18 protein-coding genes are annotated in these 21,144 nt (G+C 55.6%); 14 read left to right on the forward strand and 4 right to left on the reverse strand.

Annotated features, from left to right (window positions below; translation table 11 throughout):
• The first annotated feature begins 37 nt into the window (after nucleotides 1-37).
• The 3 genes from dnaJ to nhaR all read left to right on the forward strand — a co-directional run bounded on the left by dnaJ (nucleotide 38) and on the right by nhaR (nucleotide 3,511).
• Nucleotides 38-1,174 (forward strand): molecular chaperone DnaJ, encoded by a 1,137-nt coding sequence (gene dnaJ, locus AC07U6_RS06135; RefSeq protein WP_494761514.1) that lies wholly within the window; start codon nucleotides 38-40, stop codon nucleotides 1,172-1,174.
• Between the two features lie 267 nt (nucleotides 1,175-1,441).
• Nucleotides 1,442-2,602 carry a Na+/H+ antiporter NhaA gene (nhaA, locus tag AC07U6_RS06140; RefSeq protein ID WP_494761515.1) on the forward strand — a complete coding sequence of 387 codons (1,161 nt, stop codon included), beginning with the start codon at nucleotides 1,442-1,444 and terminating at the stop codon, nucleotides 2,600-2,602.
• An 18-nt stretch (nucleotides 2,603-2,620) separates the two neighbouring features.
• Complete coding sequence (gene nhaR / locus AC07U6_RS06145; protein WP_494761516.1) at nucleotides 2,621-3,511, forward strand: transcriptional activator NhaR; 891 nt, start codon at nucleotides 2,621-2,623, stop codon at nucleotides 3,509-3,511.
• A gap of 57 nt (nucleotides 3,512-3,568) precedes the next feature.
• Here nhaR and rpsT read toward each other — a convergent pair whose 3' ends face one another.
• Nucleotides 3,569-3,832, reverse strand: coding sequence for a 30S ribosomal protein S20 (gene rpsT, locus AC07U6_RS06150; protein ID WP_123336463.1), 264 nt, complete (start codon nucleotides 3,830-3,832; stop codon nucleotides 3,569-3,571).
• 317 nt (nucleotides 3,833-4,149) lie between these two features.
• On the opposite strand from rpsT, the gene ribF reads away from it, so the two are divergent.
• The 10 genes from ribF (at nucleotide 4,150) to AC07U6_RS06200 (ending at nucleotide 18,498) form a co-directional block, all read left to right on the forward strand.
• Nucleotides 4,150-5,088 (forward strand): bifunctional riboflavin kinase/FAD synthetase, encoded by a 939-nt coding sequence (gene ribF, locus AC07U6_RS06155; protein WP_494761517.1) that lies wholly within the window; start codon nucleotides 4,150-4,152, stop codon nucleotides 5,086-5,088.
• Nucleotides 5,089-5,123: 35 nt separating this feature from the next.
• Nucleotides 5,124-7,943 carry an isoleucine--tRNA ligase gene (ileS, locus tag AC07U6_RS06160; protein WP_494761518.1) on the forward strand — a complete coding sequence of 940 codons (2,820 nt, stop codon included), beginning with the start codon at nucleotides 5,124-5,126 and terminating at the stop codon, nucleotides 7,941-7,943.
• A complete protein-coding gene (gene lspA, locus AC07U6_RS06165) occupies nucleotides 7,943-8,443 on the forward strand; it encodes a signal peptidase II (RefSeq protein WP_494761519.1) in 501 nt (166 codons plus the stop codon). Before ileS ends, lspA begins: the two co-directional genes overlap by 1 nt.
• A gap of 9 nt (nucleotides 8,444-8,452) precedes the next feature.
• Complete coding sequence (fkpB, locus tag AC07U6_RS06170) at nucleotides 8,453-8,923, forward strand: FKBP-type peptidyl-prolyl cis-trans isomerase (RefSeq protein ID WP_494761520.1); 471 nt, start codon at nucleotides 8,453-8,455, stop codon at nucleotides 8,921-8,923.
• Nucleotides 8,904-9,857: a 4-hydroxy-3-methylbut-2-enyl diphosphate reductase gene (ispH, locus tag AC07U6_RS06175; RefSeq protein WP_494761521.1), complete on the forward strand. Its 954-nt coding sequence runs from the start codon at nucleotides 8,904-8,906 to the stop codon at nucleotides 9,855-9,857. The genes fkpB and ispH overlap by 20 nt, the downstream gene beginning before the upstream one ends.
• 991 nt (nucleotides 9,858-10,848) lie before the next feature.
• A complete protein-coding gene (dapB, locus tag AC07U6_RS06180; protein ID WP_494761522.1) occupies nucleotides 10,849-11,670 on the forward strand; it encodes a 4-hydroxy-tetrahydrodipicolinate reductase in 822 nt (273 codons plus the stop codon).
• Nucleotides 11,671-12,137: 467 nt separating this feature from the next.
• Nucleotides 12,138-13,286, forward strand: coding sequence for a glutamine-hydrolyzing carbamoyl-phosphate synthase small subunit (carA, locus tag AC07U6_RS06185; protein WP_494761523.1), 1,149 nt, complete (start codon nucleotides 12,138-12,140; stop codon nucleotides 13,284-13,286).
• Nucleotides 13,287-13,303: 17 nt separating this feature from the next.
• Complete coding sequence (gene carB, locus AC07U6_RS06190; protein WP_494761524.1) at nucleotides 13,304-16,528, forward strand: carbamoyl-phosphate synthase large subunit; 3,225 nt, start codon at nucleotides 13,304-13,306, stop codon at nucleotides 16,526-16,528.
• A gap of 204 nt (nucleotides 16,529-16,732) precedes the next feature.
• A complete protein-coding gene (locus tag AC07U6_RS06195; protein ID WP_494761525.1) occupies nucleotides 16,733-17,476 on the forward strand; it encodes an acid phosphatase in 744 nt (247 codons plus the stop codon).
• 419 nt (nucleotides 17,477-17,895) lie between these two features.
• Nucleotides 17,896-18,498: a FadR/GntR family transcriptional regulator gene (locus AC07U6_RS06200; protein WP_494764592.1), complete on the forward strand. Its 603-nt coding sequence runs from the start codon at nucleotides 17,896-17,898 to the stop codon at nucleotides 18,496-18,498.
• A gap of 3 nt (nucleotides 18,499-18,501) precedes the next feature.
• Here the strand turns inward: AC07U6_RS06200 and AC07U6_RS06205 are convergent, their stop codons facing one another.
• The gene (locus AC07U6_RS06205; protein ID WP_494761526.1) at nucleotides 18,502-19,116 is read right to left on the reverse strand and encodes a LysE family translocator; all 615 of its coding nucleotides are present in this window, start codon (nucleotides 19,114-19,116) and stop codon (nucleotides 18,502-18,504) included.
• 189 nt (nucleotides 19,117-19,305) lie between these two features.
• Between AC07U6_RS06205 and folA the strand changes: the two genes are divergently transcribed.
• The gene (gene folA / locus AC07U6_RS06210) at nucleotides 19,306-19,800 is read left to right on the forward strand and encodes a type 3 dihydrofolate reductase (protein WP_494761527.1); all 495 of its coding nucleotides are present in this window, start codon (nucleotides 19,306-19,308) and stop codon (nucleotides 19,798-19,800) included.
• A 63-nt stretch (nucleotides 19,801-19,863) separates the two neighbouring features.
• Here the strand turns inward: folA and apaH are convergent, their stop codons facing one another.
• Entirely contained in the window at nucleotides 19,864-20,691 is an 828-nt protein-coding gene (gene apaH, locus AC07U6_RS06215; RefSeq protein ID WP_494761528.1) for a bis(5'-nucleosyl)-tetraphosphatase (symmetrical) ApaH, read from the reverse strand.
• 73 nt (nucleotides 20,692-20,764) lie between these two features.
• Nucleotides 20,765-21,142, reverse strand: a complete 378-nt coding sequence (gene apaG / locus AC07U6_RS06220) for a Co2+/Mg2+ efflux facilitator ApaG/CorD (RefSeq protein ID WP_494761529.1) — start codon at nucleotides 21,140-21,142, stop codon at nucleotides 20,765-20,767.
• Between the last annotated feature and the right edge of the window lie 2 nt (nucleotides 21,143-21,144).

Below are 21,144 nucleotides of genomic sequence, written 5' to 3' on the forward strand. Positions count from 1 at the left end.
CGCCCGTGCACGCATGTTAAGGGCAGGATCAATAACAATGGCGAAGAAAGACTATTACGAGGTTTTAGGCGTTTCCAAATCTGCGGAAGAGCGTGAAATCAAAAAGGCTTATAAACGTCTTGCGATGAAGTTCCACCCTGACCGCAACCAGGGCGATAAAGAAGCCGAAGGGAAATTCAAAGAGATCAAAGAAGCGTACGAAATTCTGACCGATGCGCAGAAACGTGCGGCTTACGATCAGTACGGCCATGCTGCCTTTGAACAGGGCGGAATGGGCGGCGGCGGTGGTTTCGGCGGTGGCGGTGCAGATTTTAGCGATATCTTTGGCGACGTATTCGGCGATATCTTCGGCGGAGGACGCCGTCAGCAGCGCGCCGCACGTGGAGCTGATTTGCGCTACAACATGGAACTGACGCTGGAAGAAGCGGTACGCGGCGTGACCAAAGAGATCCGCATTCCAACGCTGGAAGAGTGTGAAGTTTGCCACGGCAGCGGAGCGAAAGCGGGAACCAAGCCGCAGACCTGTTCAACCTGTCATGGTGCAGGCCAGGTGCAGATGCGCCAGGGCTTCTTCACCGTTCAGCAGGCGTGTCCGACCTGTCACGGTCGCGGTTCAGTCATTAAAGATCCGTGCAACGCCTGTCACGGCCACGGCCGCGTAGAGAAGTCTAAAACGCTGTCGGTGAAAATTCCGGCTGGCGTGGATACCGGCGATCGCATTCGTCTGAGTGGCGAAGGTGAAGCGGGCGAGCATGGCGCACCGTCGGGCGATTTGTACGTTCAGGTGCAGGTGAAAAAACACCGCATCTTCGAACGTGAAGAGAACAACCTGTACTGCGAAGTGCCGATCAACTTCGCGATGGCAGCCCTGGGCGGCGAGATTGAAGTGCCGACCCTTGATGGCCGCGTGAAGCTGAAAGTGCCTGCGGAAACGCAGACCGGCAAGCTGTTCCGCATGCGCGGTAAAGGCGTGAAATCCGTACGCGGTGGCGCGCAGGGCGACCTGCTGTGCCGCGTGGTGGTGGAAACCCCGGTCAGCCTGAACGAGAAGCAGAAAACATTACTGCGCGAACTTGAAGAGAGCTTTGGTGGGCCGAGCGGCGATCAGAACAGCCCTCGCTCTAAAAGCTTCTTTGACGGCGTGAAAAAGTTTTTTGACGATCTGACGCGCTAATCTGGTTTACCCTTTACGGCGCAGTATTCGATGGGCGGTCTCAACAGGACCGCCCATTTTATTTATTCGGTAGCTCGTATTCATCTACACATTTTCTTCCACTTAACGGTATTTTCCGCCTCAGATTACGTACGGATTCATTGTAGCGGATATCCATGCTTCGGAAATTCCGATCGGTTAACCATTTATAATCTGTTTTTTACGAAGAGTTAAAGCGGGTATGCTGTGTGTCTCGTTACGCTCACACTCGAATTAATGGAATCTTCGATGAAAACAGCTCTTAAGCGTCTGCTTAACAATGACGCCACCGGCGGTGTGGTACTGATCGTGGCTGCGGCCATTGCGATGTTTCTGGCGAACAGTAGCGCTACCCAGCAGGGATATCAGGCGCTGCTGACGATGCCGGTGCAGTTCCGTTTTGGGGAACTCGACATCAACAAAGATCTGCTGCTGTGGATCAATGATGCGCTGATGGCACTGTTCTTCCTGCTGATTGGTCTTGAGGTGAAACGCGAACTGGTCACCGGCTCGCTGAACAGCCGCGAGCGGGCGATGTTCCCGCTTATCGCCGCATTGGGCGGGATGCTGGCTCCGGCCCTGATCTTCACCGCCTTTAACCATAGCGATCCTCTGGCGATCCACGGCTGGGCAATCCCTACTGCCACGGACATTGCCTTTGCGCTGGGTATCCTCGCGCTGCTGGGTAGTCGGGTACCGGTACAGTTAAAAATGTTCCTGATGGCGCTGGCGGTCATTGACGATCTCGGGGCGATCGTGATTATCGCCTTCTTCTACACCAGCAACCTTTCGCTGCTCTCGCTGAGCGTGGCTGCTGCTTGTGTTGTCGCGTTGGCGCTGTTGAATCTGTGCGGTGTACGTAAGACCTCGCTGTATCTGCTGGTCGGCGTCGTGCTGTGGGTGGCCGTGCTGAAGTCCGGTGTTCATGCCACGCTGGCCGGGGTGATCGTCGGCTTCTTTATCCCGTTGAAGGGAGAGGGAGACGTTTCACCGTCTATCGATCTGGCGCACGGGTTACAGCCCTGGGTCAGCTGGATCATCCTGCCGCTGTTCGCTTTTGCTAACGCCGGTGTGTCGCTGAGTGGCGTTTCACTTAACGGTCTGTACTCCGCCGTGCCGCTGGGGATTATCCTTGGCCTGTTTATCGGCAAACCACTGGGCATTACGCTGATCTGCTGGCTGTCGGTAAAGCTGAAAATTGCCGCGCTGCCCGAGCGTACCAAAATGGTTGATATTGCCGCCGTCGGCATGCTGTGCGGGATTGGTTTTACCATGTCGATTTTTATCGCTTCACTGGCCTTTGATGCGCAGCATGAAGAGATGGTCACGCTGGCGAAACTGGGTATCCTGACCGGCTCGGTGGTTTCCGCCGTGGTGGGCTATCTGCTGCTGCGGGTTAAGCTGAAGTAGCGCGTTGCGGGGGATGAAATGTCGCAGATGAACTTTAACCACCTCTATTACTTCTGGCAGGTCTGTAAAACCGGCTCGGTGGTTAAAGCCGCTGAGGTACTCAACCTCACGCCGCAAACCATTACGGGCCAGCTGAAGGCGCTGGAGGAGCGTCTGCAGGGCCGCCTGTTCAAACGACAGGGAAGGGGGCTGGTGCCTTCAGAACTGGGACAGCTGGTGTTCCGCTACGCCGACCGAATGTTTACCCTGAGTCAGGAAATGCTGGATATCGTTAACTACCGCAAAGAAGCGAGCCTGCTGTTTGACGTTGGCGTGGCCGATGCGCTGTCCAAAAAGCTGGTCAGCCAGATTCTGGCCACCGCCGTACGGGAAGCGGAGCCTATTCATCTGCGCTGCTTTGAATCCACCCATGAGCTGCTGCTGGAGCAGCTCAGCGAGCACAAGCTGGATATGATCCTCTCCGACTGCCCGGTGGATTCCTCGCAGCAGGCGGGGTTGTTTTCCATCAAGCTGGGTGAATGCGGCGTCAGCTTCTGGTGCCACGATGTCCTGGCCGATAGCGGATTTCCGACCTGTCTGACCGCGCATAATCTGCTGGTCCCCGGCCGGCGTTCAATGTTGGGGCGTAGGCTACTAAACTGGTTCCAGTCGCAAAACCTGGACGTGACCATTCTCGGTGAGTTCGATGATGCGGCGTTGATGAAGGCTTTTGGTGCCGCGAATCGGGCTATTTTTGTGGCGCCTACGCTGTACGGTAAGGAAAGCTATTATGATGAAGGGATTGTCGAACTGGGACGACCGGAAGCGGTGGTGGAAGAGTACCATGTGATTTTTGCTGAACGGATGATCCAGCATCCTGCGGTGCAGCGTATCTGCAATAAGGATTTCAGCGCGCTGTTTGCCGTTTAACAGGCATAAAAAAACCGCCGTAAGGCGGTCTTTTTAACGCGGATCAACAAGCAGGCATTACGCCAGGTTGCCGATCTGTGCAGCCAGGTTTGCTTTATGACGAGCAGCCTTGTTTTTGTGGATCAGGCCTTTAGCTGCCTGGCGGTCCACGATAGGTTGCATTTCATTGAATGCAGCCTGTGCAGCTGCTTTATCGCCAGTAGCGATAGCTGCGTATACTTTCTTAACAAAGGTACGCATCATTGAACGACGGCTAGCGTTGTGCTTACGACGCTTCTCAGACGTTACGGCGCGTTTCTTAGCTGATTTGATATTAGCCAAGGTCCAACTCCCAAATAGTTCTATGAGGACAATTCAAAGGCCGAGGAATATGCCCTTTTCGCCTTCGGTTGTCAATGGATTTGTGCAAATAAGCGCCGATGAAACTTTGGCACTTGGTTACGTTTCGATGGCGCAAGATTCTACCAGCATAAGCCTGGCGAATACAGCTTATTCACAAGAAAAAATATAATCCCATGGCCAGCGAGTACCATACAGAATGAAATGGTAGTAAGAAAGCGCGAAAGCCCGCAATCGCGGGTTAACCTTCATCGCTGTACAAGGTATAATCCGCCGATTTCCACAAATTTGAGCCAGCCATGAAGTTTATCCGCGGTATACATAACCTGAGAGAGCAGCATCGCGGCTGCGTACTGGCTATCGGTAATTTCGATGGCGTACACCGCGGTCACCAGGCGCTGCTGGCGCGCTTGTGCGAGGAAGGGCGACAGCGCAATCTGCCGGTGATGGTAATGCTGTTTGAACCCCAGCCGCTGGAGCTGTTCGCGGCTGCCGGTGCCCCGGCGCGGCTGACCCGCCTGCGCGAAAAAGTCCGTTATCTGGAACAGGCCGGTATCGATAACGTGCTGTGCGTGCGCTTCGACAGGCGTTTTGCTGCCCACACGGCACAAAGTTTCATTGCCGATCTGCTGGTCGGTAAGCTGGGCGTGCAGTTCCTTGTCGTTGGTGATGATTTCCGCTTTGGCGCTGGTCGCCAGGGCGATTTCCTGTTATTACAGAAGGCTGGCATCGAATACGGTTTCGATGTCATCAGCACCCAGACATTTTGCGATAACGGCAAACGTATCAGCAGCACGGCGGTACGTCAGGCACTCGCAGACGACGACCTGTCGCAGGCAGCCGTTTTGCTGGGGCATCCCTTCAGCATTTCTGGTCGCGTGGTCCACGGCGATGCACTGGGCCGGACTATCGGTTTCCCCACCGCTAACCTGCCGCTGCGTCGTACCGTTTCCCCGGTGAAAGGGGTGTACGCCGTTGAGGTGTTGGGCTTGGGGGAACATCCACTGCCGGGCGTGGCCAATATTGGCACCCGGCCGACCGTTGCCGGGCTGCGTCAGCAGCTGGAAGTGCATCTGCTGGATGTCGCTATCGACCTTTACGGGCGCCATATTGACGTGGTGCTACGTAAAAAAATTCGCAACGAGCGGCGCTTTGCCTCGCTCGATGCACTGAAAGAGCAAATTGCTAAAGATGTGGTGACTGCCCGCGACTTTTTCGGGCTACAGACACCGGTTTAAACAGAACTGAAGCGAAATACGGAATCGAGAATCTGATGAGTGACTATAAATCTACCCTGAATTTGCCGGAAACGGGGTTCCCGATGCGTGGCGATCTGGCCAAACGCGAACCGGGAATGCTGCAACGTTGGTATGATGACAAACTGTACGGCATCATCCGCGAAGCCAAAAAAGGGAAAAAAACCTTTATCCTTCATGATGGCCCTCCTTATGCGAACGGCAGCATTCATATTGGTCACTCAGTAAACAAGATTCTGAAAGATATTATCGTTAAGTCGAAAGGCATGGCGGGTTACGATTCGCCGTATGTCCCGGGTTGGGACTGCCACGGTCTGCCTATCGAACACAAAGTCGAGCAGATGATCGGCAAGCCGGGCGAGAAAGTGACTCCGGCTGAGTTCCGCGCCGCCTGCCGTAAATACGCGGCCGAGCAGGTTGAAGGGCAGAAAGTTGACTTCATCCGCCTGGGCGTGCTGGGCGACTGGGATCGCCCGTACCTGACGATGAACTTCAAAACCGAAGCCAACATCATCCGTGCGTTGGGTAAAATCATCGGTAACGGCCACCTGCACAAAGGCGCTAAGCCGGTGCACTGGTGCCTGGACTGCCGTTCCGCGCTGGCGGAAGCCGAAGTTGAGTATTACGACAAAACCTCGCCATCCATCGACGTGATGTTTAACGCGCTGGATGCCGATGCTGTGCGCGCGAAGTTTGGCGTTGCCGCTTCAGAAGGCCCGGTTTCTCTGGTTATCTGGACCACCACCCCGTGGACCATGCCGGCTAACCGCGGTATCTCCCTGCATCCGGAATTCGAGTACCAGCTGGTGCAGATCGAAGGCCGCAGCCTGATCCTGGCGAAAGAGCTGGTGGAAAGCGTAATGAAACGCGCGGGCGTTGCCGAGTGGACCGTGCTGGGCGAATGCAAAGGTGAAGCGCTGGAGCTTCAGCTATTCCAGCATCCGTTCCTTGAGCAGATCCAGTCGAAAGTCGTGCTGGGTGAACACGTTACGCTGGAAGCCGGTACCGGTGCCGTGCATACCGCACCGGGCCACGGCCCGGATGACTATGTCATCGGTCAGAAATACGGTCTGGAAACCGCTAACCCGGTTGGCCCGGACGGCACCTATCTGCCGGGTACCTATCCGACGCTGGACGGCGTTAACGTCTTTAAAGCCAATGATATGATCGTTGAGCTGCTGAAAGAGAAGGGTGCCCTGCTGCACGCTGAAAAACTGCAGCACAGCTACCCGCACTGCTGGCGTCACAAAACGCCGATTATCTTCCGTGCAACTCCGCAGTGGTTTATCAGTATGGATCAGAAAGGCCTGCGTGCGCAGTCGCTGAAAGAGATCAAAGGCGTGCAGTGGATACCGGACTGGGGCCAGGCGCGTATCGAAGCGATGGTGGCGAACCGCCCTGACTGGTGTATCTCACGCCAGCGTACCTGGGGTGTGCCGATGGCGCTGTTTGTGCACAAAGACACCGAGCAGCTGCATCCGGACAGCCTGGCGCTGATGGAAAAAGTGGCTCTGCGCGTTGAAGAGGAAGGTATTCAGGCGTGGTGGGATCTTGACCCGCGTGACCTGATGGGTGATGACGCCGACAACTATGTGAAAGTGCCGGATACGCTGGACGTATGGTTTGACTCCGGTTCAACCAGCTACTCTGTTGTGGATGCGCGCCCTGAGTTCGGCGGCCACACCCCGGATATGTATCTGGAAGGGTCTGACCAGCATCGCGGCTGGTTTATGTCTTCACTGATGATCTCGACGGCGATGAAGGGCAAAGCGCCTTACCGTCAGGTACTGACCCACGGTTTCACCGTTGATGGTCAGGGCCGTAAGATGTCGAAATCGCTGGGCAACACCGTTTCACCGCAGGACGTGATGAACAAGCTGGGCGCGGATATTCTGCGTCTGTGGGTGGCTTCTACCGACTACTCCGGTGAAATCGCCGTTTCCGACGAAATTCTTAAGCGTTCCGCCGACAGCTATCGCCGTATTCGAAACACCGCGCGCTTCCTGCTGGCCAACCTGGCGGGCTTTAATCCGGAAACCGACCTGGTGAAACCGGAAGATATGGTGGTCGTGGATCGCTGGGCTGTGGGCCGTGCGCTGGCAGCACAGAACGATATCGTTGCCTCTTATGAAGCCTACGACTTCCACGAAGTGGTTCAGCGCCTGATGCAGTTCTGCTCGGTAGAAATGGGCTCCTTCTACCTCGACATCATCAAAGACCGTCAGTACACCGCGAAGGCCGATGGCCTGGCACGCCGCAGCTGCCAGACCGCGCTGTGGTACATCGCTGAAGCGCTGGTGCGCTGGATGGCACCGATCATGTCGTTTACCGCCGATGAGATCTGGGACTACCTGCCGGGTAAACGCAGCCAGTACGTGTTTACCGAAGAGTGGTTCGATGGCCTGTTCAGTCTGGCGGCGGATGAATCTATGAACGACGCCTACTGGGCGGATCTGCTGAAAGTACGTACTGAAGTCAACAAGGTGCTTGAGCAGGCGCGTGCAGATAAGCTTATTGGTGGTTCACTGGAAGCCAGCGTAACCCTGTATGCCGATGCTGAGCTGGCCGCGAAGCTGAACAGTCTGGGTGAAGAGCTGCGCTTTGTGCTGCTGACCTCCGGTGCTGATGTGGCGGATTACGCCCAGGCGACGGACGATGCGCAGCAGAGCGAGGTTATCAAAGGCCTGAAGATTACTCTGCATAAAGCAGACGGTGAGAAGTGTCCGCGCTGCTGGCATTACACTACCGATATCGGTCAAAACGCTGCGCATGCAGACGTTTGTGGCCGCTGTGCCACCAACGTCGCGGGCAGCGGCGAACTGCGTAAGTTTGCATAATGAGCCGCCCCGTTCTCTCTACCGGATTGCGCTGGCTGTGGCTGGTGCTCGTGGTGATTGGCATCGATTTCGCCAGTAAACAGTGGATTATGAATACGCTGATGCTGCACGAGTCGATGCCGGTGATGCCATTTTTTAACTTCTTTTATGCTCACAACTACGGCGCGGCGTTCAGCTTCCTCGCCGATAAAGGTGGCTGGCAGCGCTGGTTCTTCGCCGGTATTGCCATTGCTATCGTTGTCGTGCTGCTGGTGATGATGTACCGCAGCCCGGCGAGCAATAGACTGAATAACATCGCCTATGCGCTGATCGTGGGAGGCGCATTGGGCAACCTGTTTGACCGGTCATATCATGGCTTCGTGGTGGACTTCATCGATTTTTACGTTGGAGACTGGCACTTCGCGACGTTCAATATCGCTGACTGCGCTATCTGTATTGGCGCTGCGCTGGTCGTACTGGAAGGGTTTATCAGCCCGGCCGGTAAACAGGCTAAGAATTAAGGGTAGGGTATGATCGATACTGTAAAGCGCGACAGCTCACTGCTGGTGCATTTCACCTTAAAACTGGCGGATGGATCGACCGCAGAATCCACGCGCAATAACGGTAAGCCGGCGCTTTTTTGCCTTGGTGACGGCAGCCTGTCCGAAGGGCTGGAGAACCAGCTGATCGGACTGAAGGTCGGTGACAAGCATGCTTTTGCGCTGGAGTCTGAAGACGCTTTTGGCGGCATCAGCCCGGATCTGATTCAGTACTTCTCGCGCCGTGACTTTATGCAGGCAGGCGAACCGGAGGTCGGCGCAATTATGCTGTTCTCCGGCATGGACGGTAACGAAATGCCCGGTGTGATCCGTGAGATTTCCGGTGACTCGATCACCGTTGATTTCAACCATCCGCTGGCCGGGCAGACCATTCATTTTGACGTAGAAGTACTGGAGATCGATCCGGTACTGGAGGCGGCTAATGCAGATCCTGTTGGCTAACCCACGCGGTTTTTGTGCGGGTGTTGATCGCGCCATCAGCATTGTCGAGCGTGCGCTGGAGATGTACGGCGCACCGATTTACGTGCGCCATGAAGTGGTGCACAACCGCTACGTGGTTAACAGCCTGCGTGAACGCGGGGCGATTTTTATTGAGGAAATCAGTGAGGTGCCGGATGGCTGCATTCTGATTTTCTCCGCCCACGGCGTTTCACAGGCGGTGCGAGCAGAAGCGAAGGCGCGTGATTTAACCATGCTGTTCGATGCCACCTGCCCGCTGGTGACCAAAGTGCATATGGAAGTCGCGCGTGCCAGCCGTAAGGGCACCGAGGCGATCCTGATTGGCCACGCCGGGCACCCGGAAGTGGAGGGCACCATGGGCCAGTACAATAACCCGAAAGGGGGCATGTACCTGGTGGAGGAGCCCGCTGATGTGTGGAAGCTGCAGGTTAAGGATGAAGAGAATCTGTGCTTTATGACGCAGACCACGCTGTCGGTTGATGATACGTATGAAGTGATCGATGCTCTGCGTGCCCGCTTCCCGAAAATTGTGGGCCCGCGCAAAGACGACATCTGCTACGCCACCACCAACCGCCAGGAAGCGGTGCGAACGCTGTCGAAGGATGCGGACGTGGTGCTGGTCGTTGGCTCGAAGAACTCGTCCAACTCCAATCGCCTGGCCGAACTGGCGCAGCGTGCCGGTAAGCTGGCGCGGCTGATTGACTCTGCCGATGATATTCAGGAAGAGTGGCTTCAGGGCGCGCGTTGCGTTGGCGTGACCGCGGGGGCTTCCGCTCCTGACGTGCTGGTGCAGGAAGTTATCCAGCGGCTGAACCAGCTTGGCGGTGTGGATGCCATTGAGCTGATTGGTCGCGAAGAGAATATCGTGTTTGAAGTGCCGAAAGAGCTGCGCGTTGAGGTTCGGCAGGTCGAATAAGTCGCTGAGATTTGCGGTTGCCGGATAGAAGCTATCGGATAGATGGTTGTTGAATTAGTCGCTGCCGGATAGATAGCTTTTGTCTCAAGGGCTGTTGTTCGGGTAGTAGCAAGGACGGGTGGGGTTTGGCCTGGCGGTCCTCGCGCCGGGTTTCACCCGGTCCCCTCACTGCGTTCGTCAGCCTTTTGGAGCGGTGAAGATGGCGCGTCCCTGCGCCAGCTTCACCTCTCGCCAACGTCCTGTTGGCGAGTCCAGTCTTCCTTTCTCCGTTCCGCGCTGCGGATTGCCCTGCCAAAGCCCACCCGTCCTCGCCTCACTTACCGTGTTGCCTGTTGAAAGCGGCCTCTTTCCGTTCCGTGCTGCCTGTTGAAAACAACCATATACATGGCCGCCTCGCCTGACGTTGTTTTTGAACCGCGACGATATTGATAAAAGGGGAGACAGCCTCTGCGGCTGCAGGGCATTCCGCAGCGCTGAGGTGGAGGCAGCAGGCCAGGAGACGGCAACAGGGATGTTGCCGTCAGGAGAAGCTGGTGCAGGGATGCGCCATCTTCTCCGATCCGACAGGCCGGATGCCGTAGACGAAGGCACCGCGCAGCGGCACGAGGACCGCCCGGAAGCCGCAGAGGCTGTCTCCCCAACCCAAAGCCATCAGCGGTATAAATATCAGCCACACTATGATTCAGGCTGTCCCCCCCAACCCAAAGCCATCAGCGGCATAAATACCAGCCACACTACGATCCAGGTTGTCCCCCCAACCCAAAGCCATCAGCGGCATAAATACCAGCCACACTACGATCCAAGTTGTCCCCCCAACCCAAAGCCACCCGCGACAAATCCTCCCTCACCCGCCATAAATCTGTTTTACTGATAATCTGCGCCAGCTGGCGTAAAATTCTAATTATGTGGTTTTAATTGTGGCGCAGAGGTTAACGCGTGGTTAATCTGTATGCGCTTTGCATGCATAGAAATCTTTCAGGAATGAATAATTATGAGTAACGCAGAAATCCGTATCGCCGTTGTGGGAGCCGCAGGGCGTATGGGGCGTCAGCTGATTCAGGCTGCTGTTCAGGCTGAAGGTGCACGTCTGGGGGCCGCCGTAGTGCGTGCCGGATCATCCCTGGTGGGCAGCGATGCCGGTGAACTGGCCGGCTGTGGCGTACAGGGCGTGAAGATTAGCGACAGCCTGGACGCGGTAGTGAATGACTTCGACGTGCTGATCGACTTCACCCGCCCGGAAGCAACGTTGAGCTATCTGGAATTTTGCCGCCAGCATAAAAAAGCGATGGTGATTGGCACCACCGGTTTTGATGACGCAGGAAAAGCCGCAATCAAGGCGGCGGCGGAAGACATTGGTATCGTGTTTGCCGCTAACTTTAGCGTTGGCGTGAACCTGGTACTTAAGCTGCTGGAGAAAGCGGCTAAAGTGATGGGTGAGTACGCGGATATCGAAATTGTTGAAGCTCACCACCGCCACAAAGTTGATGCCCCTTCCGGCACGGCGCTGGCGATGGGTGAAGCGATTGCCGATGCGATGGACTGGGATCTGAATGAGCACGCGGTTTACGCCCGTGAAGGTATCACCGGGGAACGCAAGGCGCAGACCATTGGTTTTGCCACCGTTCGTGCGGGCGATATTGTGGGTGAGCATACCGCTATGTTTGCAGATATCGGCGAGCGTGTAGAGATTACCCACAAGGCTTCCAGTCGCATGACCTTTGCTAATGGTGCGGTTAAAGCCGGATTATGGTTGAGTTCGCATAAATCAGGTCTTTTTGATATGAGAAATGTGCTTAATCTTGATGATTTTTAAGCGTTGTAAACCATCGTAATGTGGTTATTTCAATCATAAGTTTATGATTGGCTGGGCAATAATTTTATTGCCCTTTTTATTTTTTTTAAAATGATATCTTTACGAAATTTTTAACATGTAGCTCTTATAAAGTAACTTTTATCCCTTCCTGTATCCCATTTTCATAAGATTTTTGACCATTTGGTCCACTTTTTCACGCTTTGATATTCGTTTTTATGCATTCGCTGGTAAGCAACCGATTTTATTGCCAGGATATGTGGTGTTTTCAGCGTTAATCTTCTGATAAATCGACCAGTGAGTTAAAAAGTGAAGAAAAAGTGCCTCGCAGGGTAGACATTCGCAAGGGCGATCATTAGAATGCGCGCAATTTGCCAAAAACTGAGCAGTCAGGCAGTTTTTGCATTGATTCGGCGCTATTTCTGAATTAATATGCAGATATTATGACTGTTTATTCCCTGGAGGATGTTTTGATTAAGTCAGCGCTCTTGGTTCTGGAAGACGGAACCCAATTCCACGGTCGGGCCATCGGGGCAACCGGATCGGCAGTGGGAGAAGTTGTTTTCAACACTTCAATGACCGGTTATCAAGAAATCCTCACTGATCCTTCCTATTCCCGCCAAATTGTTACTCTTACTTATCCCCATATCGGCAATGTCGGCACCAACTCCGCTGACGCAGAATCTACTCAGGTACATGCACAGGGTCTGGTGATCCGTGACTTACCGCTGATTGCCAGCAACTACCGCAATGAAGAAGGGCTGACCGGCTATCTGGTTCGCAACAACATTGTCGCTATTGCCGATATCGATACGCGTAAGCTGACTCGCCTGCTGCGCGAAAAAGGGGCGCAGAACGGCTGCATTATTGCCGGAGATGCACCGGATGCTACCGTAGCACTGGAAAAAGCGAAAGCCTTCCCTGGCCTGAAAGGCATGGACCTGGCGAAAGAAGTGACCACCCCGGAAGCCTACAGCTGGCTGCAGGGTAGCTGGACGCTGGAAGGCGACCTGCCTGCGGTGAAAGCGGAAAGCGAACTGCCGTTCCACGTCGTGGCTTACGATTACGGCGTGAAGCGTAATATTCTGCGCATGCTGGTGGATCGCGGCTGCCGCCTGACCGTGGTGCCTGCACAGACCCCTGCTGAAGAGGTACTGAAGCTGAACCCGGACGGTATTTTCCTCTCCAACGGTCCTGGTGACCCGGAGCCGTGTGACTACGCCATCAGCGCGATTAAGCGCTTCCTGGAAACCGACATCCCGGTATTCGGCATCTGCCTTGGCCACCAGCTGCTGGCGCTGGCCAGCGGTGCAAAAACCGTGAAGATGAAACTCGGCCACCACGGCGGCAACCACCCGGTGAAAGATCACGACAAAAACACCGTGATGATCACCGCTCAGAACCACGGCTTCGCCGTTGATAACAGCAATCTGCCGGCGAATCTGCGCGTGACCCATACCTCACTGTTTGACCACACGGTACAGGGCATCCACCGCACGGATAAAGCGGCTTTCAGCTTCCAGGGGCACCCTGAAGCCAGCCCGGGTCCGCACGATGCAGCCCCCCTGTTCGATCACTTTATCGAACTGATTGAAGCTTACCGTTCCAGCGCGAAATAAGGTCAGGAGAGAGAGAAATGCCAAAACGTACAGACATAAAAAGTATCCTGATCATTGGCGCAGGTCCTATCGTTATCGGTCAGGCCTGTGAGTTCGACTATTCCGGTGCGCAGGCGTGTAAGGCGCTGCGTGAAGAGGGCTACCGCGTTATCCTGGTGAACTCTAACCCGGCGACCATTATGACCGACCCGGATATGGCCGATGCGACCTACATCGAGCCGATTAACTGGGAAGTGGTGCGTAAAATCATCGAAAAAGAGCGCCCGGATGCGGTACTGCCAACCATGGGCGGCCAGACTGCGCTGAACTGTGCGCTGGAGCTGGAGCGCCGTGGCGTGCTGGAAGAGTTCGGCGTGACCATGATTGGTGCCACTGCTGACGCGATTGATAAAGCGGAAGACCGTCGCCGTTTCGACGTAGCGATGAAAAGCATCGGCCTGGACACCGCGCGTTCCGGTATCGCACACAATATGGAAGAAGCGCTGGCGGTTGCCGCCGACGTGGGCTTCCCGTGCATTATCCGCCCTTCCTTTACTATGGGCGGCACCGGTGGCGGTATCGCCTATAACCGGGAAGAGTTCGAAGAGATCTGCGAGCGCGGTCTGGATCTGTCGCCAACCAACGAGCTGCTGATTGATGAGTCGCTGATTGGCTGGAAAGAGTACGAGATGGAAGTGGTGCGTGATAAAAACGACAACTGCATCATCGTCTGCTCGATTGAAAACTTCGATGCCATGGGCATCCACACCGGTGACTCGATTACCGTTGCGCCAGCCCAGACGCTGACCGACAAAGAGTACCAGATCATGCGTAACGCCTCGCTGGCGGTTCTGCGTGAAATCGGCGTGGAAACCGGGGGCTCCAACGTGCAGTTCTCCGTTAACCCGGAAAACGGCCGCCTGATCGTTATCGAAATGAACCCGCGCGTATCACGCTCTTCCGCGCTGGCATCGAAAGCGACCGGCTTCCCGATTGCAAAAATCGCCGCCAAGCTGGCGGTGGGCTTCACCCTCGATGAGCTGACCAACGATATCACCGGCGGCCTGACCCCGGCCTCGTTCGAACCGTCTATCGACTACGTGGTTACCAAGATCCCACGCTTCAACTTCGAGAAATTTGCCGGTGCTAACGACCGTCTGACCACACAGATGAAATCCGTGGGTGAAGTGATGGCGATTGGCCGCACGCTGCAGGAATCGATGCAGAAAGCACTGCGCGGTCTGGAAGTGGGCGCGAACGGCTTCGACCCGAAAGTTGACCTTAACGATGCGGAAGCGCTGACCATCATTCGCCGCGAGTTGAAAGATGCCGGTTCAGACCGTATCTGGTACATCGCCGACGCCTTCCGTGCCGGAATGACCGTGGAAGATGTCTTCGCGCTGACCAACGTGGATCGCTGGTTCCTGGTGCAGATTGAAGAGCTGGTTCAGCTGGAGCAGCAGGTAGCGAAAGTCGGTCTGAACGGCCTGACCTACGACTTCCTGCGCACCCTGAAGCGTAAAGGCTTTGCCGATGCGCGCCTGGCAGCGGTTGCTGGTGTGACAGAGTCTGAGATTCGTAAACTGCGCGAGCAGCACAATCTGCATCCGGTGTACAAACGTGTGGATACCTGTGCGGCCGAATTCTCGACCGATACTGCCTACATGTACTCCACCTATGAAGAAGAGTGCGAAGCGAACCCGAATCAGGATCGCGACAAAATCATGGTGCTGGGCGGTGGTCCAAACCGTATCGGCCAGGGTATCGAATTCGACTACTGCTGCGTTCACGCCTCGCTGGCGCTACGCGAAGACGGTTTCGAAACCATCATGGTGAACTGTAACCCGGAAACCGTCTCCACCGATTACGACACTTCAGACCGCCTGTACTTTGAACCCGTAACGCTGGAAGACGTGCTGGAAATCGTGCGCATCGAGAAGCCGAAAGGTGTGATCGTGCAGTACGGCGGCCAGACTCCGCTGAAGCTGGCGCGTGCGCTGGAAGCCGCAGGCGTGCCGGTTATCGGCACCAGCCCGGACGCGATTGACCGTGCCGAAGACCGTGAGCGTTTCCAGCAGGCGGTTGACCGCCTGGCGCTGAAACAGCCTGCCAACGCCACCGTCACCACCATCGAAATGGCGGTAGAGAAAGCGGCAACCATCGGCTATCCGCTGGTGGTGCGTCCTTCCTACGTGCTGGGCGGTCGGGCGATGGAAATCGTTTACGACGAAATCGACCTGAAGCGCTACTTCACCACGGCGGTTTCCGTCTCTAACGACGCACCGGTGCTGCTGGATCGCTTCCTCGACGACGCAGTTGAGGTGGACGTGGATGCGATCTGCGACGGCGAGCAGGTGCTGATTGGCGGCATCATGGAACACATCGAACAAGCTGGCGTTCACTCCGGTGACTCCGCCTGCTCCCTGCCGGCCTACACGCTGAGCAAGGAAATCCAGGATGTGATGCGTCAGCAGGTTGAGAAGCTGGCCTTCGAACTGGGCGTTCGCGGTCTGATGAACGTGCAGTTTGCGGTGAAGGATAACGAAGTTTACCTGATTGAGGTGAACCCACGTGCCGCCCGTACCGTACCGTTCGTCTCCAAAGCTACAGGCGTGCCGCTGGCGAAAGTGGCAGCGCGCGTGATGGCCGGTAAAACGCTGGCGGAGCAGGGTGTCACTGAAGAGGTTATCCCGCCGTACTACTCGGTGAAAGAAGTGGTGCTGCCGTTCAATAAGTTCCAGGGCGTGGACCCAATCCTTGGCCCTGAAATGCGCTCTACCGGCGAAGTGATGGGCGTGGGCCGCACCTTCGCTGAAGCCTTCAGCAAAGCGATGCTGGGCGCGCAGAGCAACATGAAGAAGAGCGGCCGTGCGCTGCTGTCAGTGCGTGAAGGCGATAAGAAACGTATCGTTGAGCTGGCGCGTCGCCTGCTGGGCTTTGGCTTTGAGCTGGATGCCACCGACGGCACCGCAGCGGTGTTGAAGGCTGCCGGTATCGAAGTGCGTCGCGTCAACAAGGTGCATGAAGGCCGTCCGCACATTCAGGACCGCGTGAAGAACGGTGAGTACGTTTACATCGTCAACACTACCGCAGGCCGCCAGGCGATTGAGGACTCCAAGCTGATCCGCCGCAGTGCACTGCAGTACAAAGTGCACTACGACACCACGCTGAACGGTGCTTTCGCCACGGCGAACTCGCTGAACGCCAGCGCGATCGACCAGGTTATCTCGGTGCAGGAAATGCACGCGCAGATTAACAGCTGATCCCGACTGCCGTGACCACAACCCCTCGCTCCGGCGAGGGTTTTTTTTTCTCTGCCCGATGATTTTCCTGGAGATGGCGGGTTTTGTGATCTCGTGGGTTGCAACAATCTCCCTGCGTTATAGGATTGCCCGGGGTGGTTGGTTAGATTGTTAGGTGCTGAATGAACAGCCTGTTGTATATCAAGAGTAATAGGGAAATTAATAATGAATAAAATCGTCCTGGGGACGTTAATTGCTGCTGTTATGTCTCCACTGGCCCTGGCTGCAAAAGATGTCACCACCAAACCTGATGTTTACTTCCTGAAAGAGTCACAATCCATTGACAGCCTGGCGCTGCTTCCTCCTCCACCTGCGGTGGACAGCATTGAGTTTCTGAATGACAAAACCCAGTATGACGCGGGAAAAATGCTGCGTAACACTCCACGAGGTAAGCAGGCGTGGAAAGATGCGAACGTTGAGGGAGACGGCGTGGCAGAAGCGTTTTCAGACGCGTATGGCATGCCCATCAGCGAAGAAAAAACGCCCGAATTAAACCGGCTGGTAAAAAAAATGCGTGAGGATGCGGGCGATCTTGCCACCCGCAGCGCCAAAGAGCACTACATGCGTATCCGTCCGTTCGCCTTTTACCATGAGGCGACCTGCCGCTCAGACGAGGAAGGAAAACTGTCAACCAACGGGTCTTATCCTTCCGGGCATACCACCATCGGCTGGGCTACCGCGCTGGTGCTGTCCGAAATTAATCCTGACCGGCAGGGCCAGATCCTGCAGCGGGGCTATGAGATGGGACAGAGCCGGGTGATCTGCGGATATCACTGGCAAAGCGATGTTACGGCCGCCCGCGTAGTGGCGTCAGCCATTGTCGCGCGTCTGCATGCGGAACCGGCTTTTGTCAGCCAGCTGCAGAAAGCCAAAGATGAATTCACGCGTCTGCAGGGCAGTACCCACTAATTCACCTCCCCCTTTTGCATCCCACTGTTTACCAGCGGCCCCGTCTGTAGGGGCCGCTGCCTGCGCATTCTCTGCGCAACTCACACGAAATTTGCACTCTTGCCGATCAGAGGATTTGCTTATTCCTCATCTCTTTCCTTATAAATCATCACGTTAATTTTTGGCATCGAAATTGCCTTATCTGAATCAGGTTGAGTTGTTGGACCAATTTCAGGGGGCAGCATGTCATTACTTCCCGCCACACTGGCACCGATAGCCGTACAGCACAGCGACGTGCTGGTGTTCGATGCGCTGACGCGCTACGTGGCGCAGTCAGGTATGCAGATTGGCGAGCGCCTTCCGCCGGAGCGGGTGCTGGCAGAGCAGCTTGCCGTCAGCCGTAACACGGTACGTGAAGCGCTGAAACGCTGGGCATTATCGTGCGGCGTAAGGGCAGCGGCACCTTTCTGCAGGCCGAAGTCACCAGCAATGACAGCTTTCTGTCGCTGCGCTTCAAAAACGACTCACAAAACATGCTGCACGCGCTGGAGGTCCGCCGGATTATCGAGGCCGAATCCTGTTCGCTGGCGGCGGTGCGTGCTACTGCGGATGACCTGCTGCTGATTGAACGGCGGCTTCAGGAAATGGAGCGCGTCCATCTGGCGATGGCACGCGCCGCCAACGGTAAAGCAACGATGATCCCTTACGGCTTCTATCTGCGGGCGATGTTCTGGAACAAGAAACTGTTCCAGCAGGCGGGTCTGAGCGAAGCGCCGAAACCATGGATGAGTTTGTTGCCGATGCGAAGAAAATCAGCGTGCTGGGCAACGGCATCAGCGGCTACTGCATGCGCGCTGCCGCTGCAGGTGTCGCTGCTGGAACCGACCGGACTGTCCGAGCTGGGCCACGGTACGCTGCACGGCATACCGCTGATGATCTACAGTACGCTGCGCTCGGGCGCACAGGCCGGGGATATCATCGGTATCACGCTGGACGTGGCGCGCGTGCAGCTGTTTGATGCGGACAGCCAGAGCCGCCTGTAGCGGTCAGGAAAGTGCGACCTTGATACCCAGCGCGATAAGTACGCCACCCAGTAACTTATCAACAATGCGCTGGGCTTTAGCCAGCCCGCGACGCACCGGGGCGCTCTGGATCAGCACCACCAGCAGCGGCCACCACAGCGCCGACAGGCCAAGGATGATACCGGCATACAGCAGTTTTTCGCTGATGTCGGAATTCACACTCAGTACCTGGGTAAAAATCGACAGGAAGAACAGCGTGGCCTTGGGATTCAGCAGATTACACAGATAGCCCTGCAGGAAGGCTTTCTTCAGCGATGTTTGTTCCGGAGCAACGTGGCTGAGATCCATCTTGCTGCCGCTGCGAGAAATCAGCGCCTGAATGCCGATGTAAATCAGATAGGCTGCACCGGCATATTTCAGCAGCATAAACAGCCATGGCGTAGTAGTGATCACCACTGCCAGCCCGGCGACGCAGTAGGCCATATGGGTGGCGACGGCACAGTTTACGCCGAGCGCGCTCATCAGCGCCGCACTGCGACGATAGCGAGCAGCGTTCTTAATAATCAGGAAAAAATCGGGTCCGGGAGAGAGCATCCCCAATGCCACAATGGTGGCGACAAATAAACTGGTTTCTAACATAGTGGTAGTCTGCATCTTAACGAAAGTGGAATTTTAGCACGCTTCAGAGGAATTTTATGGCGAAAATGTCGGGGATAGTGACGCAACCGATAACCTGATAAACCTTTACTGAATAAGCTACGCTTTGCTATCGACGAAACTTTTGCCTTTCCGTATGATGGCGCCAATTTTACCCGTGTTGAGTTTTATATGATGATTAGCCTGATTGCGGCCCTGGCGGCCGAGCGTGTAATTGGGATGGAAAATGCCATGCCGTGGCAGCTGCCAGCGGATCTGGCCTGGTTTAAGCGCCATACCCTGAACAAGCCGGTGGTGATGGGGCGTCGTACCTGGGAATCAATTGGTCGCCCGCTGCCGGGACGCCTGAATATCGTAATTAGCAGAAAAAAAGGCAATGCGGAAGGGGTGACCTGGGTGACTTCTATCGAAGACGCGCTGAAAGCTGCCGGTGAAGTTGATGAGCTGATGGTGATTGGCGGTGGGCGTATTTACGAACAGCTGCTGCCGCGTGCCGATCGCCTGTATCTGACCCACATTGATGCGGAAGTGGAAGGGGATACCCATTTCCCGGACTATGAGCCGGACGAGTGGCAGTCAACCTTCAGCGAGTTTCACGATGCCGACGACAAAAATTCCCACAGCTTCTGCTTTGAGATTTTAGACCGCCGTAACGATCGCCGTTAATCGTGAGAAGTAAAAAAGGGCGGACAATGATGTCCGCCCTTTTGCTTTAAACAAGGTCCGTGCTTACAGGATTTCGCTTTCGCGGCTGGAAACCTGGGTAAATACCCGCTTATCTTCCCAGCGCAGCATAGTCAGCGTGCCACCCCAGCAGCAGCCTGTATCCAGACCGATGATTCCTTCGGGAGTCCCTTTCCCTTCCAGCGATGCCCAGTGGCCGAATACGATGGTGTAGTCACGCAATACCGGACCCGAAATGTTAAACCACGGTTTCAGCGGAGGTGGTGCGCTTTCCGGCGATTCTTTACTGATCATATCCAACTGACCGTTGGGAAAGCAGAAGCGCATCCGCGTCAGCGCATTACTGCTGAAACGCAGACGCGCAAGGCCGCTCAGCTCCGGCGACCAGTTGTTGGGCATATCACCGTACATCGCATCAAGGAACAAAGGGTAGGAATCGCTGCTCAGCACCGATTCCACCTCTCGCGCGCACATTTTCGCGGTTTCAATATCCCACTGCGGCGTAATACCGGCATGCGCCATCACCAGCTTTTTCTCTTCATCGACCTGCAGCAGCGGCTGACGACGCAGCCAGTTGATCAGCTCGTCGGCATCCTCCGCCTGTAGCAGGGGAGAAATGCGATCCTTGGGCTTATTGCGGCTGATGCCGGCATACACTGCCAGCAGGTGCAGATCGTGGTTGCCCAACACCAGCCTGACGCTGTCTCCCAGCGAACGCACAAAACGCAGTACTTCCAGCGAGTCCGGGCCGCGCGCGACTAAATCACCGGTCAGCCATAGCTGGTCCTGCAGCGGGTTAAAGGCAACCTGGCCCAGCAGCGATTGCAGCTCGTCATAGCAGCCGTGAACATCCCCGATTAGATAAGTACTCATGCATCTATCCTGAAAATATAAAAGCAGCCCAGGCGATGAGCAGGGCAGTAGAGGCTAAAGGGAAAAGAGCGGATTAATGAATATGGCTGGCGATGGCCAGACGAAATACCGGAATATCCACCCGTAGTTTTTCGCCTTCGCTGTCCACCATCTGATAGTGGCCCTGCATGGTGCCCATTGGTGTTTCCAGTACCGCACCGCTGGTATACTGGTATTCGCCGCCGGGCTCAATATGCGGCTGTTCACCGATAACGCCTTCGCCCTGAACTTCGGTTTCACGACCGTTACCGTTGGTAATCAGCCAGTAGCGGCCAAGAAGCTGAACAGAAACACGCCCCAGATTACGGATGGTGATGGTGTAGGCAAAAACATAGCGATCTTCATCAGGTGCGGACTGCGACTCGATATAGATACTCCGTACATGTACACAAACACGGGGCGTATCGTTCATAT

This window comes from Erwinia sp. GW821-FHT03D09, from assembly GCF_059420805.1.

Bases quoted from the DNA above. Each gene is read 5' to 3' on its own strand.
- AC07U6_RS06195 (WP_494761525.1), top strand. From the start codon at position 16,733: ATGAATAAAATCGTCCTGGGGACGTTAATTGCTGCTGTTATGTCTCCA.
- folA (WP_494761527.1), top strand. From the start codon at position 19,306: ATGATGATTAGCCTGATTGCGGCCCTGGCGGCCGAGCGTGTAATTGGG.
- fkpB (WP_494761520.1), top strand. From the start codon at position 8,453: ATGATCGATACTGTAAAGCGCGACAGCTCACTGCTGGTGCATTTCACC.
- nhaA (WP_494761515.1), top strand. From the start codon at position 1,442: ATGAAAACAGCTCTTAAGCGTCTGCTTAACAATGACGCCACCGGCGGT.
- nhaR (WP_494761516.1), top strand. From the start codon at position 2,621: ATGTCGCAGATGAACTTTAACCACCTCTATTACTTCTGGCAGGTCTGT.
- apaH (WP_494761528.1), bottom strand. From the start codon at position 20,691: ATGAGTACTTATCTAATCGGGGATGTTCACGGCTGCTATGACGAGCTG.
- dapB (WP_494761522.1), top strand. From the start codon at position 10,849: ATGAGTAACGCAGAAATCCGTATCGCCGTTGTGGGAGCCGCAGGGCGT.
- carB (WP_494761524.1), top strand. From the start codon at position 13,304: ATGCCAAAACGTACAGACATAAAAAGTATCCTGATCATTGGCGCAGGT.
- apaG (WP_494761529.1), bottom strand. From the start codon at position 21,142: ATGAACGATACGCCCCGTGTTTGTGTACATGTACGGAGTATCTATATC.
- lspA (WP_494761519.1), top strand. From the start codon at position 7,943: ATGAGCCGCCCCGTTCTCTCTACCGGATTGCGCTGGCTGTGGCTGGTG.
- ispH (WP_494761521.1), top strand. From the start codon at position 8,904: ATGCAGATCCTGTTGGCTAACCCACGCGGTTTTTGTGCGGGTGTTGAT.
- ribF (WP_494761517.1), top strand. From the start codon at position 4,150: ATGAAGTTTATCCGCGGTATACATAACCTGAGAGAGCAGCATCGCGGC.
- AC07U6_RS06205 (WP_494761526.1), bottom strand. From the start codon at position 19,116: ATGTTAGAAACCAGTTTATTTGTCGCCACCATTGTGGCATTGGGGATG.
- ileS (WP_494761518.1), top strand. From the start codon at position 5,124: ATGAGTGACTATAAATCTACCCTGAATTTGCCGGAAACGGGGTTCCCG.
- dnaJ (WP_494761514.1), top strand. From the start codon at position 38: ATGGCGAAGAAAGACTATTACGAGGTTTTAGGCGTTTCCAAATCTGCG.